Origin of the sequence: Mediterraneibacter butyricigenes (genome assembly GCF_003574295.1) — a bacterium.
Lineage (GTDB): Bacteria > Bacillota > Clostridia > Lachnospirales > Lachnospiraceae > Mediterraneibacter_A > Mediterraneibacter_A butyricigenes.
This window is the reverse complement of record NZ_BHGK01000001.1, coordinates 2,207,670-2,224,511: the sequence shown is the minus strand read 5'-3', so window position 1 is coordinate 2,224,511 and position 16,842 is coordinate 2,207,670. Positions and strand designations below refer to the sequence as shown.

13 protein-coding genes and 1 other annotated feature (1 of these 14 cut by a window edge) are annotated in these 16,842 nt (G+C 37.9%); all 13 genes read right to left on the bottom strand.

Going from position 1 to position 16,842, the window contains the following annotated elements; all coding sequences use genetic code 11:
* Positions 1-344: 344 nt before the first annotated feature.
* Positions 345-638 (bottom strand): hypothetical protein, encoded by a 294-nt coding sequence (locus tag KGMB01110_RS10960; protein ID WP_119298346.1) that lies wholly within the window; start codon positions 636-638, stop codon positions 345-347.
* Between the two features lie 258 nt (positions 639-896).
* On the bottom strand, positions 897-1,607 hold the full coding sequence (locus tag KGMB01110_RS10955; protein WP_136626690.1) for a hypothetical protein: 711 nt from the start codon (positions 1,605-1,607) through the stop codon (positions 897-899).
* 438 nt (positions 1,608-2,045) lie between these two features.
* A complete protein-coding gene (locus tag KGMB01110_RS10950; RefSeq protein ID WP_119298343.1) occupies positions 2,046-4,277 on the bottom strand; it encodes a hypothetical protein in 2,232 nt (743 codons plus the stop codon).
* 10 nt (positions 4,278-4,287) lie between these two features.
* Entirely contained in the window at positions 4,288-6,303 is a 2,016-nt protein-coding gene (locus KGMB01110_RS10945; protein ID WP_119298340.1) for an AlwI family type II restriction endonuclease, read from the bottom strand.
* Positions 6,288-8,207: a Dam family site-specific DNA-(adenine-N6)-methyltransferase gene (locus tag KGMB01110_RS10940; RefSeq protein WP_119298339.1), complete on the bottom strand. Its 1,920-nt coding sequence runs from the start codon at positions 8,205-8,207 to the stop codon at positions 6,288-6,290. The genes KGMB01110_RS10945 and KGMB01110_RS10940 overlap by 16 nt, the downstream gene beginning before the upstream one ends.
* Positions 8,207-8,425 (bottom strand): helix-turn-helix domain-containing protein, encoded by a 219-nt coding sequence (locus KGMB01110_RS10935; RefSeq protein ID WP_019163073.1) that lies wholly within the window; start codon positions 8,423-8,425, stop codon positions 8,207-8,209. The genes KGMB01110_RS10940 and KGMB01110_RS10935 overlap by 1 nt, the downstream gene beginning before the upstream one ends.
* A gap of 148 nt (positions 8,426-8,573) precedes the next feature.
* Positions 8,574-9,323 carry a TRM11 family SAM-dependent methyltransferase gene (locus tag KGMB01110_RS10930; RefSeq protein WP_119298337.1) on the bottom strand — a complete coding sequence of 250 codons (750 nt, stop codon included), beginning with the start codon at positions 9,321-9,323 and terminating at the stop codon, positions 8,574-8,576.
* A gap of 269 nt (positions 9,324-9,592) precedes the next feature.
* Positions 9,593-10,786 carry an elongation factor Tu gene (gene tuf, locus KGMB01110_RS10925; RefSeq protein ID WP_117888523.1) on the bottom strand — a complete coding sequence of 398 codons (1,194 nt, stop codon included), beginning with the start codon at positions 10,784-10,786 and terminating at the stop codon, positions 9,593-9,595.
* A 123-nt stretch (positions 10,787-10,909) separates the two neighbouring features.
* The gene (gene fusA / locus KGMB01110_RS10920; protein WP_117603650.1) at positions 10,910-13,027 is read right to left on the bottom strand and encodes an elongation factor G; all 2,118 of its coding nucleotides are present in this window, start codon (positions 13,025-13,027) and stop codon (positions 10,910-10,912) included.
* Positions 13,028-13,042: 15 nt separating this feature from the next.
* Positions 13,043-13,513: a 30S ribosomal protein S7 gene (rpsG, locus tag KGMB01110_RS10915; RefSeq protein WP_207658810.1), complete on the bottom strand. Its 471-nt coding sequence runs from the start codon at positions 13,511-13,513 to the stop codon at positions 13,043-13,045.
* Positions 13,514-13,719: 206 nt separating this feature from the next.
* A complete protein-coding gene (gene rpsL, locus KGMB01110_RS10910; protein ID WP_117603648.1) occupies positions 13,720-14,139 on the bottom strand; it encodes a 30S ribosomal protein S12 in 420 nt (139 codons plus the stop codon).
* 157 nt (positions 14,140-14,296) lie between these two features.
* The gene (locus tag KGMB01110_RS10905) at positions 14,297-15,175 is read right to left on the bottom strand and encodes an AEC family transporter (RefSeq protein WP_243112869.1); all 879 of its coding nucleotides are present in this window, start codon (positions 15,173-15,175) and stop codon (positions 14,297-14,299) included.
* A 37-nt stretch (positions 15,176-15,212) separates the two neighbouring features.
* Positions 15,213-16,655: a proline--tRNA ligase gene (gene proS / locus KGMB01110_RS10900; RefSeq protein WP_119298333.1), complete on the bottom strand. Its 1,443-nt coding sequence runs from the start codon at positions 16,653-16,655 to the stop codon at positions 15,213-15,215.
* A 165-nt stretch (positions 16,656-16,820) separates the two neighbouring features.
* Positions 16,821-16,842, bottom strand: a binding site (T-box leader); it runs 230 nt beyond the window's last position.

Below are 16,842 nucleotides of genomic sequence, written 5' to 3'. Positions count from 1 at the left end.
CACGTTTTATTTATACGTATCATAGCAGAAGAATTGTCTAAAATCAATAGGTAATTACGTCTATTTTCTATCAATATCGTTTGTTAATTGTTTATCATCGGTTATTTATTGAATTTTTCTATTAATTGATACTATTTTATCAAAGTGCTGTATGACATTTTTTGCACAACATCCTTCTCCCCTCCCAAACTATTAGAAACACGCGTTGCGAATTTCTCAAGTTATCGCGGCATCTACGTTCCACTTCGGTCGGTGCTGAACAAGCGTCACTGGCGCTTAGCACCGCCAAGGTCTTGTGCAAGCACAGACTTTGGCTCGTTGCTTCGCGTAAATAAAATTTCCATTTAATTTTCTTCAGAATTTTTTTCATAAATCGACTCAATCACTTCTTCTTCATTACACACTTCTAATTTAATGATTTTATCTCTTAGAACTTCACAAGTTATATATGTTTTTTCATTCACTCCCTGCGTAATTTCATAAATAAATTCACCATTTAGCAGTTTCCCATTGGGCTCTCCAATCTCATTCTGAAGTTCTTTGTAACTTGTACTCCTCTTCAAAAAGGTTTTAAAATAATCAACGGAAAGTTCTCTGTCAACCGTATAATATTCTCTTGTATTTCCATATATCAACATTGATTGATAATCTTCACAAGCCTTTTCCTGCGCATAGATTCCCTGTTTTGAATGCCACAGAAAATATCATCCTTATGCCATGTCCCATCTTTTGCTGTTTTGTTGTAAAATTCCAAAAAATCATCCACTTCTTTTTGAAATTCTTTTCCTCTTATATTAGGAGCAAATACAACCTGACAGCAATACTGCAGACACCAAAAGTATCAATATAAGTATTTTTCTTTTTTCATCGTCTATCCTCACCATAATACTAAGTTGTTATTCTTGTGTTTCTTTTAGCCATTGGTATTTTTCCTTAAATTTTGCTTTGATCTGTTCTTCAGATAAATCCTTATCTTCAAAGCTAATTCTCAAACTTGTTTTGGAAGTATTATAGGTAATATCACACAACAATGTTCCCATGCAAGGTCGACTATAATAATTCACTTCCCCTGTTGAAAACTCAGTATCCGGATCAATAACCGTTGGTACCTCCACTACATTCAGAATTTCATACACCATTTTTGAATAATATGAAAAATCGTCTGTTTGCTGAAAATCTGCCGAATATTGAATAGATACAATTTCATTTTCTTCATCATATGCTAAAACATATCCATACTTTGTAGCTATATCTGATGCCTGGCTAATATAATTTTGCTCATTTAAAATTGTTTCCAAATAGTCATCTTCACAGCCAAAGTGATATGCATTATTATAAATAAGATTGTGTACTCTGAATTCTATTCCGTTTTCGTCAGAAAAAACCCCTTCTCCTTTATCATTGTCAAATGAATTTATTGCTGAAAAAGTGTGTTCCGGATATGTATCTTCCAAGGACATAATAATTCTTTCATCTGTACTTTTTCCGCTCAAAGGATTATCAGTAATCCGATCCATAATATCAAAAAGATTCTCCACTTGCGAACAGGCAGTCACAGATAGGCAAATCCCGAAAATTATCAACACAGAAATTATTCTTTTTCCCATATAGACCGCCTTTCTTATGCATCACTATTATTTATTTCTAGTATTTCATATTTATTGATACTTCATCCATCTAATAAATACAGATTTTTCTCTCACATTTTATCATATTCTATCCCCAAACTCTATTCTTAGATGTTCAAAGAGCCGTTTTTGAGCCGTTTTCCATCCTTTAATCTTTCCTGAACACAAGAAAAACCCCAGAAGCCTAAGCTTCTGGGGTATATATCTGAGTTGATATTCTGTTAACAGATTATGATTATTCGATAATCTTAGCAACCTTTCCAGTTCCAACTGTACGTCCACCTTCACGGTATCAGAATGGTGTGTTGCAGAGGCTAAATGGTTATTTTTCGTTCATTTTTTGTGAGAAAATGTGGATTTTCCGCTGTGTCCGTGTGGTTTTTGGAAATTTTGTTATCATGGTGTTATCACATACCTTTACACCAACAGATTCTTAACTTTCTGATATAAATCGTACAAATGCAATAAAGACATATCCAAAATAGGTTCAAACATAAATGAATTTAAGTGAATATTTTCTGGAGCCAACATAACAACTTCCTCTAAAATTTCCATTGCCTCATCATTTATACTGTTTTTATATTCTTTGTACAAGAAAGCACTCTGATTACCTTTTTGATATATACTGTTTATAATAGATGTTCCATTTGCCACCTCATTAGAAATTTTTTGAATCATATATTCATCAGATTTAAGTCTAATTGCCATGGACAATATCAACTTATTTTCTATTTCCAATTTTTCAACCGGCAAAATTGCATCCGCTTCAGTAATTATAATATCGTATATATGATCTGTTTCTCTATTTTTTGCAAAATTTACATTTGAACTTTTACACCAATATTGATTAAATATTTTTTCAATCTCCCATAACTCAATAGTTATTGTGTCCGGCTTATAATGTAACAAGCTTGTCAGCCTAAGATAATCTGGATTCGAAGTGCCTTCTGTATACTCTATTAAATTTCTAACAAACGGAATTGATGCAACAACTATGTTATCTTTACCATTTTTTTCAATTTCGTTCTTATAATGTCCAAATAAATTTCCTATGTACTGCCCTTTTTCAAAATTTATCTTTCCATTATCATTGTATGCAATATATGAATTTCCCCGCTTAGTAATACGTGATGCAACAGTTCGGTAAAAATCAAAATTATGAGTGAGTAAAATTACTTTGAATACTTTTTCACCCTGCGTATTAGTATACTCAGAAATATCACTGATGTATTCTATTATTGCATGCTTATTTTTATAATCAAAAGACTCTGATATGTCATCTAAAATGATAAGTTTTTCTCGTTCTTCCTTTTGAGCAACCAAAATTTGAAATATTAGATTTAAAATATAATATGCTCTCTTTTCCCCCATGCTCAAGACATCTAACAAATCTTCCTTCGAAATCTCTTTAGAGCCTCTATTATCATCAAAAATATATTTAAAACTTGGCATATCTAAATTTAATATAACATCCTCTTGATTTGCTGGTTCTATTGAAAATGGAACAAAAAATCTTTTTTTAAATAGAGCCAACGCCCTATTCCAATCAGTTGTTTCACTTTTCGCCTTATCTCTTAGTTGTTTTAAATCATTTTGTGCTTTATCATAATCCTCCAGCAAACCATGTAATTCTGTTTGATATATGCCAAAAGCTTTTATCCATACTTTCTTTTTAAATTTGTCAATGTTCCGATATTCTGAAACTATATCTGGATGCTGTTGTAAATATGCATTGAACGCTTGTGTGTCTTTATTTTTACTAATAGCCTTATTAATCTTGTCAAATAGATCTTTTAATTCCTTAGTGTTTAACACCTGCTCTTTTTCTTTTTTTATTAGCTCATTCAATTCATCCTGTGTTCTCAGCATTACCGACGTGCTTCCATCTTTGGCAACAAGTCGAATTTCATTTTTTGCCCCAAAAAATCCATTATTTCCCAAAGATTCACTTATGTTGGCATAATTATTATGATCTATTACACCTTTCTGCATATATAGCGATTTTTCCAACAATTCACTATACTTCTTCTCGTACTCTTCAATCAACTCAGAAGTTTTTCCAGAAGTAACCATAGAATATACTTTGGAATTAAATAACGTATTATAATCCAATTCTTCTTCCTTTAGTGCACATTGTAATTCCGAGTCATGTAATTTAGCTTCTATGTCTTTTAAACACAAAAATAAATCTTTCTTCGTATACTCCCAATCATTTAACATACTACTTTCTGCATCAAAACTGCTTCTACTCGAATATTTTAATAAGGCTTTTATTTTTCCAAACATTGCTTCTCTGCTTTGATCAATATTTTTATAAATTTGTATATATTGCCTTCTTAACAATTCATTTGCCATCAACGTTCCTTGATTTTCATACGCATTTTCATCAAATGGGTTAATAACCATTATTGTCTCCGGGCTAATTGCCACTGCGCCCTCATCTGTAATTGAATATTTGCTTTTACAACCATAAACTTTTTCTTCTACTGTTTTCCTATCCCTAATCGCTTCAAATGTTTTTGCAAATGAGGACTTCATCGTCCCGTTCGGAGCATAAATAACTGCTATATTATTCTTAGAAAAATCAATATTTTGCTGCATTTTTTGAATTCCATAGCAGTTTTCCAAATCTAATGTTAACACATTCATATTATATTTTTCACTCCATAATTCTTATGCTGTTCTTTTCAAAATTTCCCGGATAAGATAACGAAATAATTGCATTTTTAAAAGCTATTGTATATGCAAATATTGTTCCTTCGCCAAAACGATCATGATACACTTTTCTTCCATCTGAATCAATTTTTATTTCATCTGGAATATCGTTTAAATATGGAAATTTAGCAGATTTTGTTTGACAATTAGGCAAACTCACTTCAATAGCTATTACTTGACCTTTTCCAGCAATTGGACTATACACCAATGCTCCAGGCGAAATAACCTGATTTTTCTCTTTTTCCGCAAAACCTTTTTGTTGTTCCATTCTACTTATTTTTTCATTGATCGCCGTACCTATATACGCTTTCCATCTCGGTGCGTTTAAAATATCTCTTCTAGTTTCACACAGTAAAATTAATTCCCGCAATTTTTCCGGACTAGCATGACCAGTTCTAAACATTGCCATAAAATATTCTCTATATTGCGCTAATGTTAACGGCACAATATCCAATCTCTGCTTTATATCTCCTCGTGCATACCAAATTCCATGTCTGAATGTTTCTGCTGTATTCGTATCTATTTTTACTGCAATAAACATTCCATAAACTGGCTTATCGTATTTTAAAACCGCATCTGATACATGTCTTCTTACAGGCTCTCCCTCCATTGCTTCCTGGCGTGATGATGTAGACATCGTAACTTCTGTTAAAATTGTAAAATCGTTAAATTCACAATACAGATCACCTTTTCCACCGCCTGCTGCAGATACCGGGAGAAAATCCGAATCAAGTTTAAATCCTCTTACCTCATAAGGTTTATTGACCATATGATCTATAGCTAAAGATGCTCTCCATAAAATCCATTCTAAATATGCTGGTGTTTCATCTTTTGGTACTTCTATAACATTGTCATCATCATATGTATGCTTCCCACCACCTTTGATCAACAATTCCATATAATCAGCAATTTCTTGCCATTGATTACATTGCTCTTTTGCATATTGAATTTCGTCTGTTTTGGATAGCAAATCTTCTAATCGCCGTCTGGCAATATTAATTTCTGTCGCAGTGTTCAACGGAAGATCAGAAATATCAAACAAAATTTGTCTGCTTTTCATTTGCTTCATTAAGTCATTCAGTAATACTTTAGCTGTATCTTCATTATCTGTTGGTAATTCTGCACCCTCGCATAGTCGCTTATATTGAATCATTAGAGATTCTTCATTTGATGTTGACTTTGCTAATTTCTCAGCCAAAATATGCTTAGCCGGAGCAATAACCATTCCTCTTCCTTTTCGTTGCAATATTCCAGAAATACGTAGGTAACGCATGTTCATGTCACTATAGTCAAGAAAATTATCTGCCTTCTTATCATAGTACCTTCCACGTTCTGTAACTTCCTTCTTGTCAAAGTTACGTTTTGATAAAGCTTGTTTTCTACGAGCACGCAAATCCAAAATATTATCCACGATCTCTCCAATTGAATAACTCGGATTGGTTGTATGTCCCCATAATGCAAACTCTATTCTTGCAATCTCTGAGCTTCCTGTTCGCTTCTCTAACTCCAACATAATTGCCAATATCCATCTCAATGGAGAAAAATAAGACTTTCCATCTGGCATAGCAAATTGTTCAACACTTAATGCTCTTAAATAGCATTCTTGTACTGCCGGATATGTATCCGCCTTTAAAAATGTTCGTCCAAAAGGTGTTATATCATCCAGATTTCCCAGTTCATTCTGATCTCCATCCTTTTTCTTCACTTGTGGATAAATAAAACCATTTTTCGAAAACATCAAACGCCATTTACGTGCATGACTGCCAGATGTATCTTTCCCAACTTCATTTTGAATAATTCCTTGATCATTAAGAAAGTTCATAAAGCCAATTTCATTCTCTTTCCCACGAAGTTTTCCCACATATGGCGAATTTGCAAACGCTTTAAAACCTTCCTGTATTCTATTTGGATTCCGTAATCCGGTATTACCCACTAACCAAATATCTATTTTTTCTTCCATACATCTTCTCCATTAAACCCAACAAATAAATATTCTTGTACTTTATTTCTATTTGTCTTAGCATGTTTTTGATTTCCAAAAGAATATGTGTAATCTATCGGCACCACTTCCACATGTTCCTTATATTTTGACATAAGTGCAACCATTTCATCTTGTGTTGGTTGACTGTTTGAGGAATAAGATACAATCAAAATACTATTCGAAAACTTTTTAAACAACTTATCAAATGCATCTGCAGCACCTTTTCTAGTTGAAAACGGTGTAGGATATGATTTAAATTTCTTTGTTATTGTATTTTCCTGTATTTCTACACCTTTCCAATCTCGTGCCAACCCTTCAACAAAATGGTATCTACGGACATACTCATTGTCTGACAATGGAGAATAATACGGTGGATCAATATATACTAAATCTGGACGTTTAATTTTTACTTCCATTGCATCTCCATGTTTAGATTTATTTTCACACCCATTATCAAAAATTGCATTATTGATACTTTCCACAGCTTCCAGAAATTGCTGTTCTAAAGATTTCTGTAAATCCTTTCTTCCATCATTATATCGATCTCCGGTATATGTAAAAATTCCTCTCGGTCTTTTCTTCGTGCAGGCTCTAATCAATGCTGTCATTGCAATTGCTTTCTTATATTGATCTCTAATACCAGCGATATTAGTTCTTAAAATATCTATTAACTTATTCTCTTCATCCTTATAATACAGACCTTGAAAGGTCTCTTCTACAAAATGATCAGACTCTTTTTTTTCGATTAATAACTTTTTTGCCTCGTCCAATGGTAATACAACACTATTATTTTCCACCATTGCTTTAGTAAAGGTTGCTGACATTGCCATATAATCATTGCTAATCACAGTTTTTCCCTGCGTTTTAAACATATAGCCAACAATTCCAGATCCAGAAAACAAATCTACTACCGTATTAAAATCAAATTGTGAAGCCACCGCCCAAATTTGTGGTAATAATTTGCTTTTTGAACCCATATATCTAGTTGCCGGATATTTCATTACCTGTTCAGGCAAAGGTTTCGGAACAATTTTTAACATAGTTTTCTGTTTTGGCAAAATATCTACTATTATATCTTCACCTTTCCGTTTACTACCATTACAAGAGATATACCTTTTTGTCTGAATAACCTCAATCTTATAATCAGCATACAATTCATGAACCAATGGATGATTGGAATTTGTTAATAATACATGGCATCCTAACTCCTGTAATCTTTTGACTTCCTTCGCCAATTCTATATGATCTTCTTCATAAAATTGTTCTTTTGTATACCGCTTAAAATCCGAGTATTCTGATATGGGTAAATACGGAGGATCTAAAAAGACAAAATCTCCTGGTTCTGCATATTCTTTCAATACTGAAAGATAATCTCCACATGTTATAGTTGCTTTTTTTAACACTTCCGAAGCAGCGCATAAAGCTTCTTCATCGCAAAAATTAGGAGATTTATATTTACCAAAAGGAACGTTAAATTGACCTTTCTTATTAACACGATACAATCCGTTAAAACATGTCTTATTCAAATAAAGAGTTCTTGCTGCAGCTTCTTCCTTTTTTAATTTAAGCCAATCTAATGAACGTACTTCATAAAAATCTTCTTTTGTATTTTTATATTTTTTCAAGTATGAAATAACAACTTCTACATTATCCGCAACCTGCCGATACATATTGATCAGTTCTGGATTACTATCTGCAATTATTGCTTTATCCGGACTTAATGCAAAAAATAACGCACCACCGCCAATAAATGGCTCTATGTACTTTCCATATTTTCGAGGAATCTTAGGCATGATATCACCTAACATCTGAGTTTTTCCACCAGCCCATTTCATGATTGGCTTTGCATGTATCTGTTTTTCTTTCTTTAAAACTTGTTCCATCACGCCTTTTCCCCTTCAATCTCTATTATTTCCATGATATCACTGATATCGCATTTTAAAGCAGTGCAAATTTTCACCAGCACATCTGTAGTAACATTTTCATTTTTCCCAAGTTTTGCTACTGAAGCATGACTAATACCTGCAGCCGCACATAAATCCTTCTTTTTCATATCTCTATCAATAAGTAATTTCCACAATTTTTTATAACTAACTGCCATATTTTAACCTCAAACTCATTTTTCTAAAATATTGCTATGTCGTTATTCTATCATGCGACTTCAGCAGTATCAACATTTATTTCAGCGATCGCATACTTTTGTGCAAACATTCGTTCTTATTTTCGATATATTTATGATTTATAGTCGTCTATTTTTTTAATATAAAAATATACTCATGTGCCAACATTAAGAAGTTTCTTTCTTTTCCGTCCCAATAATCAGCTGATCGACAATTATGCTGTTCTTTTATAACAATTTCCTTAAGTTTAAATCCTGCATCAACAAATTTCTGCATAGAATTCATTCCTAGCGGCAACACATAACCTGCTCTCCGTATATCTCCGATCATAAATGCACATATTCCCTGCTTCTTCAGCACTCTATATGCTTCTCTTGCGACTTGCTCCAATACCGTCAAAAATTCCTCATATTTTAAGTGTGAAATATCTCCCGGAATTTTCTTACTGTATCGTATAATATCTGCGTATGGCGGATGTGTACAGATAAGGTCTATACTATCATCTTTTATAAACGATAATTCAGTTGCATTTCCTTGCTTTGTGAAAATTTTTGAGCTTTCTTGACAAGTAAAATTAAGATTTGTGTTAGATAGTTTGATGGCTTCGGAATTTATATCAACACCAATAGCATTTCTTCCTAATAACTTTGCTTCTATCAATGTTGTACCGCTGCCCAAGAATTGATCTAGTATCCAATCATTTTTCTTTGAATAACGTAAAATAAGGTTTCTGGGAATGTATGGGGACCAATTTCCTCGATATTTTCCCGAATGTGTAGCCCAACTTCCTCTTTCTGGAAAGGACCATATTGTTGTGTCTTCCAATTTGAATTTTTCTGGTGCTTCTCTTATAAAAATCTCCCCTTTCTTTTTGCTCATTATACTTCCGCCATATTTATTTGTCCATAAAAAATCTCCATTCAAATATTAAATATCGCTAAACATTTGAACAGAGATTTCTTATTCATTACAAATATATAATTTCTTTCAACACAATTTCTTCTGCGCAGACTTTGATATTCTTTATCAATCCAAAGACTGGTAAATCACATAAAAATAATATTTTTAATCTTAAGATACAGAAAAACCCCAGAAGCCTAAGCTTCTGGGGTATATATCTGAATTGATATTCTGTTAACAGATTATGATTATTCGATGATCTTAGCAACCTTTCCAGATCCAACTGTACGTCCACCTTCACGGATAGCGAATCCAAGACCCTCTTCCATAGCTACTGGGTGAATCAGTTCAACTGTCATTTCTACGTTATCTCCAGGCATGCACATCTCTGTTCCTTCTGGCAGCTCGCAAACACCAGTTACATCAGTTGTTCTGAAGTAGAACTGTGGTCTGTAGTTGTTGAAGAAAGGAGTATGACGTCCACCTTCATCTTTTGTCAGTACGTAAACCTGGCAAGTAAATTTCTTGTGGCATGTTACTGTACCTGGTTTGATAAGAACCTGTCCTCTTTCGATTTCAGTTCTCTGGATACCACGAAGCAGAGCTCCGATGTTATCTCCAGCCTGAGCCTCGTCAAGAAGTTTACGGAACATTTCGATTCCGGTTACAACTGTCTTCTTAACATCCTCGTGGATACCGATGATTTCAACTTCGTCAGATACGTGAAGAGTACCACGCTCTACTCTACCAGTTGCAACAGTACCACGTCCTGTGATAGAGAATACGTCCTCTACTGGCATCAGGAACGGCTTATCTGTATCACGCTGCGGATCCGGGATCCACTCGTCAACAGCATCCATAAGTTCCATGATCTTGTCTCCCCACTCTCCGTCTGGATCTTCCAGAGCTTTCAGAGCAGATCCCTGGATAATCGGAGTGTCATCTCCTGGGAATTCATACTCATCAAGGAGTTCACGGATTTCCATTTCTACAAGTTCAAGCAGCTCTTCGTCGTCTACCATATCGCATTTGTTCATGAATACTACGATGTACGGTACACCTACCTGACGGGACAGAAGGATATGCTCTTTTGTCTGAGCCATAACTCCGTCTGTTGCAGCTACTACAAGGATAGCTCCATCCATCTGAGCAGCACCAGTAATCATGTTCTTAACGTAGTCAGCATGTCCTGGGCAGTCAACGTGTGCATAGTGACGTTTCTCTGTCTCATACTCAACGTGAGCAGTAGAAATTGTGATACCACGCTCTCTTTCTTCCGGAGCTTTATCGATGTTCTCGAAATCGACAGAAGCGTTACCTTCTACTCTGTGAGAAAGTACTTTTGTGATAGCAGCTGTCAAAGTAGTTTTACCGTGGTCAACGTGACCGATGGTTCCGATGTTAGCATGCGGTTTTGTTCTTTCAAATTTAGCTTTAGCCATTTTGAATATCCTCCTTATTATATCGCCTGTTTTCAGGCATTTCTACTAGGTCTCGATTTTACTCGGTTAATTCTGATTATATTTCAAATCCCTTGAATTTTCAAGCCTTTTATAGGATTTTTATTAATCGTTCTTATTGGAAAGAATTTTTTCCTGTACAGACTTCGGTACCGGCTCATAGCTCTCGAAGAACATAGAGTAGTTACCACGTCCCTGAGTTCTGGAACGAAGGTCTGTTGAGTATCCGAACATCTCGGACAACGGTACATATGCACGAACGATCTTTCCACCTCCCAGGTCATCCATACCTTCGATACGTCCACGACGTGAGTTGATATCACCAATGATATCTCCCATATACTCTTCAGGCATTGTTACTTCCACCTTCATGATAGGCTCAAGCAGGATCGGAGATCCTTTCTTCATAGCATCCTTGAATGCAAGAGAACCTGCAATGTGGAATGCCATTTCACTTGAATCGACTTCATGATAAGATCCGTCATATACGTTTGCGTAAACACCTACTACCGGGAATCCGCCAAGGATACCGGACTTCATAGCTTCTTCGATACCTTCGCCTACGGCCGGAATGTATTCCTTCGGAATAGATCCACCAACGACACTGGATTCAAATTTGTAAGTTTCCTCACCATTGACATCCATTGGCTCGAATTTAACTTTACAGTGTCCATACTGTCCACGACCACCGGACTGTTTTGCATACTTGCTGTCTACATCAACCGGTTTTGTAATGGATTCTTTGTATGCTACCTGCGGAGCACCAACGTTTGCTTCTACCTTAAATTCACGAAGAAGTCTGTCTACGATGATCTCCAGGTGAAGTTCTCCCATTCCTGCAATGATGGTCTGACCTGTTTCCTGATCAGTATGTGCACGGAATGTCGGGTCTTCTTCTGCCAGTTTTGCAAGAGATTCTCCAAGTTTACCCTGGGAAGCTTTTGTCTTAGGCTCAATTGCAAGCTCGATAACAGGCTCTGGGAATTCCATGGATTCCAGAATTACCGGATGCTGTTCGTCACAGATAGTATCACCTGTTGTTGTGAACTTAAATCCGATCGCTGCTGCGATATCTCCGGAATATACCTTGTCAAGTTCCTGTCTCTTATTTGCATGCATCTGAAGGATACGTCCTACACGTTCCTTTTTATCTTTTGTTGCATTCAGTACATAGGATCCTGAATTAACAGTTCCTGAATATACTCTGAAGTAAGCAAGCTTACCTACGAATGGGTCAGTCATGATCTTGAATGCAAGTGCAGAGAACGGTTCCTCATCTGAAGAATGTCTTACGACTTCGTTTCCATCCTCATCCACGCCCTGGATCGGCGGGATATCTGTCGGAGCAGGCATGAATTCGATGATTGCATCCAACAGTTTCTGTACACCTTTGTTTCTGTATGCAGTACCACAGCATACCGGAACGGCTGTACACTCGCATGTAGCTTTTCTCAGAACAGCCTTTAATGCATCGATGGACGGCTCTTCACCTTCCAGGTATTCCATCATCAGGTCGTCGTCAAGCTCACAGATCTTCTCAACCAGTTCTGTGTGATAAAGCTCAGCTTCATCTTTCATGTCTTCCGGAATCTCTGTAACGGAAATGTCATCACCCTTTTCATCATTGTAGATGTAAGCTTCCATTTCCATCAGGTCGATGATTCCCTTGAAATCGTCTTCTTTACCGATTGGCAACTGAAGACAGATTGCATTTTTTCCAAGTCTGGTACGGATCTGATCTACTGCATTGTAGAAGTCAGCTCCCAGGATGTCCATCTTGTTGATGAATGCCATTCTCGGAACGTTGTATGTGTCTGCCTGACGCCATACGTTTTCAGACTGAGGCTCTACTCCACCCTTGGCACAGAACACACCTACAGCACCATCCAGTACACGAAGTGAACGCTCTACTTCTACAGTAAAGTCAACGTGTCCAGGAGTATCAATGATATTGATACGATGCTCCAGGGCTCCTGCCTTCGGCTTTGTATGATCTTCCAAAGTCCAATGGCAAGTCGTGGCAGCTGAAGTGATTGTGATACCTCTTTCCTGCTCCTGTTCCATCCAGTCCATGGTAGCAGTACCTTCGTGAGTATCTCCAATCTTATAGTTAACACCGGTATAATAGAGGATACGCTCTGTCAGCGTAGTCTTTCCAGCATCGATGTGAGCCATAATACCGATGTTTCTGGTTCTCTCTAATGGATATTCTCTTCCAGCCAAGATTGTTTCCTCCTATTAGAATCTATAATGAGCAAATGCCTTATTAGCCTCTGCCATCTTATGCATGTCTTCTTTCTTCTTTACGGATGCTCCAGTGTTGTTTGCTGCATCCAGAATTTCGTTCGCCAGTCTTTCTTCCATTGTCTTTTCTCCTCTGTTACGAGAATACAATGTGATCCAGCGAAGTGCCAGAGCCTGTCTTCTGTCAGCTCTAACTTCGATCGGCACCTGATAAGTCGCTCCACCGATACGTCTTGCCTTTACTTCCAGTACTGGCATGATGTTGTTCATTGCTTCTTCGAACACTTCGATAGCCGGCTTCTCAGCCTTTGCCTCAACTCTTTCAAACGCACCGTATACAATCTTCTGTGCGACACCTTTCTTACCATCCAGCATGATGTTGTTGATAAGTTTGGTCACAACTTTATTGTTGTATATCGGATCCGCTAATACATCTCTTTTCTGAGTATGTCCTTTACGTGGCACGGTCCTTCCCTCCTTAATCATATTTACCGGGTCTCTCCCGGGATTAATTCATCGGTACTCACATGTGTCTCTCTATGCATGTGCTCGCGGCCGCGGGACTAAGTTCTATGTTAATCCGCAACCTTCCTCATCAGGCGGCGTACGCCCGACAAGATACGATAGTCATAGTTCTGTTTGTGATACGATTTAACTGTTTAGTTACTTTCTTATTTTGCGTCTTTCGGTCTCTTCGCACCATATTTGGAACGAGCCTGTCTTCTCTTGGCAACACCTGCTGTATCAAGTGTACCTCTGACAATATGGTATCTGGTACCTGGTAAGTCTTTTACTCTTCCTCCACGGATCAGAACAACGCTATGCTCCTGAAGGTTGTGTCCTTCTCCTGGAATGTAGCTTGTTACTTCGATTCCGTTAGACAGACGAACTCTGGCGATCTTTCTCAGAGCTGAGTTAGGCTTCTTCGGTGTAGCGGTCTTAACTGCTGTACACACACCTCTCTTCTGAGGAGAAGCTACATCTGTTGCACGCTTCTGAAGTGAGTTGTATCCCTTCTGAAGTGCCGGAGCTGTAGATTTCTTTACAGAAGTCTGACGTCCCTTTCTAACTAACTGGTTAAATGTTGGCATTCTTTTTCACCTCCTATGATTCTTCGTTGCTCTGTCTGACTGACAGAGTTGGTTGCAGATAATCTAAGTTATCTTTGTTTTTGCGCACAAAAAACACTGCGTATTTATGCACGCTTGATTAGTTTATTACGTTTCACGCGAAAAGTCAAGTCTTTTCTTATAATATCAGGCACCACAGAGGTAATGTAACCAGTGACAAAATCGTGGTCACAAAGATCATTGCGGTTGCGTAATCCTCATCTCCGTCATACTTGGATGCCAGCAGTGCCGTGGTGATCGGGGTCGGCATACCTGCGATGATTACCGTCACTCCTTTCAGAAGCGGATCCACCGGTAACAGGAAGGTCACCCCATACAGGATTGCTCCAATTCCGATCAGTCTCATAAACACATAATATACCAGTGTTTTATCCAGAAGTGTCTTCACCCGCTTCATATCCATTTCCGCCAGCATCATTCCGACCAGCATCATACTGATAGGTGTATTACAGTTGCTGACCTTTTCGATGGTATTTGCAATACAGGTCGGGAATTCGATTCCCGCGATCATTACGAGCATGCCCAGATAAATAGAAACGATACAGGGATGGGTCATTACTTTCTTAAATAAATGTTTTTCTTTGCCATTCATATAACAGGAAGACCCGATGGTCCACATCACAATTCTTACCGGCAGCATAAAAACCGATGCGTAAAACACGCCCTGCGATCCATAGATTCCCTCTATGACAGGATTTCCCAGGAATCCTCCGTTGGAAACGATGGTTCCATAACGAAGCGGACTTTTACGACTGCCGTGTATTTTCCGATAACTTGCATAACTGACGCCGATCGAGATTAGATTATATCCCACCGACATCAGCAAAATTTCTAAAAAAGAAAGGAGCATGCTCTGCTCCCACTTTAATTGAAAGGAATGAAAAATATTGAACGGAAGCGTAATATATAAACAAAAATCTACGAATTGTTTTCTTGCCGTGCCGCCTATGATTTTCCTCTTGCGCACCCAAAATCCAAGGGCCACAAGAAGGAACATCATAAGCTGCATATTGATCATATTTTCCAATACCATATTAATATGCCTTACCCCAATACACCATGTGTTTCGCCGGTTTTCCGCAACATACGCATACATCAGACAGGTGATCTTCTTTTTCCGGGATACATCTGGAAGATGCGCCGCCGGTCTGTGCCTTGATCTCATCTTCGCATGCTTCTTCTCCACACCACATTGCTTTGATGAAGCCCTGTTTTTCCTGGAATTCTGAAATCATTTCTTCCATAGAAGTTGCTTCACTGATATGTGCATCCAGATGTGCTTTTGCACGTTCAAACATTTCTTTCTGGATGGTTTCCAGAATTTCTCCTAATTTTGTCTCGATCTCATCCATGGAAACAACGATCTTTTCTCTGGTATCACGGCGTACCACAACCACCTGGTTGTTTTCGATATCTTTCGGTCCGATCTCGATACGGGTCGGGATTCCCAGCATTTCCTGCTCACTGAATTTCCATCCCGGACTCTTCTCAGAATCGTCGATCTTCACGCGGTATCCTGCTTTTTTCAGTGCATCCATCAATGCAGTTGCCTTATCCAACACACCTTCTTTGTGCTGTGCGATCGGAATCACTCTGGTCTGTACCGGCGCGATTCTCGGCGGAAGGACCAGACCGCTGTCATCTCCGTGAACCATGATGATCGCTCCGATGATTCTGGTAGACAGGCCCCAGGAAGTCTCGTAAACACTGTGCAGTCCGTTATTCTTATCTGCATATTTGATTCCAAATGCATCCGGGAATGCATTTCCGAAGAAATGGCTGGTTGCAGACTGCAGTGCTTTTCCATCATGCATCAGTGCCTCGATGGTATAAGTATCCTGTGCTCCCGCAAATTTTTCGCTCTCTGTCTTTCGTCCGGAAACGACCGGGATTGCCAGATCATCCTGCACAAAGTCACGATAAACTCTCCACATCTGAACCGTACGTTCTTCTGCCTCTTCATAGGTTGCATGGATGGTATGACCTTCCTGCCACAGGAATTCTCTGGAACGAAGGAACGGTCTTGTGGTCTTTTCCCATCTTAATACAGAACACCACTGGTTCCATACCTTCGGCAGATCACGATAAGACTGTACTGTTTTGCTCCACACATCGCAGAACAACGTCTCAGAAGTCGGACGGATACAGAATCTTTCCTGAAGCGGTTCCATTCCCCCATGTGTAACCCATGCCACTTCCGGCGCGAACCCTTCGATATGATCTTTTTCTTTCTGAAGCAGACTTTCCGGGATCATAACCGGCAGATATACATTTTCTACTCCTGTTTCTTTAAATCTTTGATCCAGGTCTGCCTGGATATTTTCCCAGATTGCATATCCGTTCGGCAGATAATTCAGACATCCTTTTACTCCGGAATAATCACAGAGCTTTGCTTCGCGTACTACATCGGTATACCATTGCGCAAAATCCACATCTCTGGAAGTAATGGATTCTACCAGTTTCTTTTCCTTTGCCATTTCTTTTCTCCTTTATATTTTTTACTTAAAAATGTACTTGTATCTTTTATTATGTTTTAAACCAGTCATGTTCCCGTCCCATTTTAGGTTCCACGAAATCCGTTTCATGTTCTGTTCGAACAACTTCTTCACATAACAAAAGAAAACCGCCCAAACATCCAATCCCATAGGGACCGAATCTCTCGGC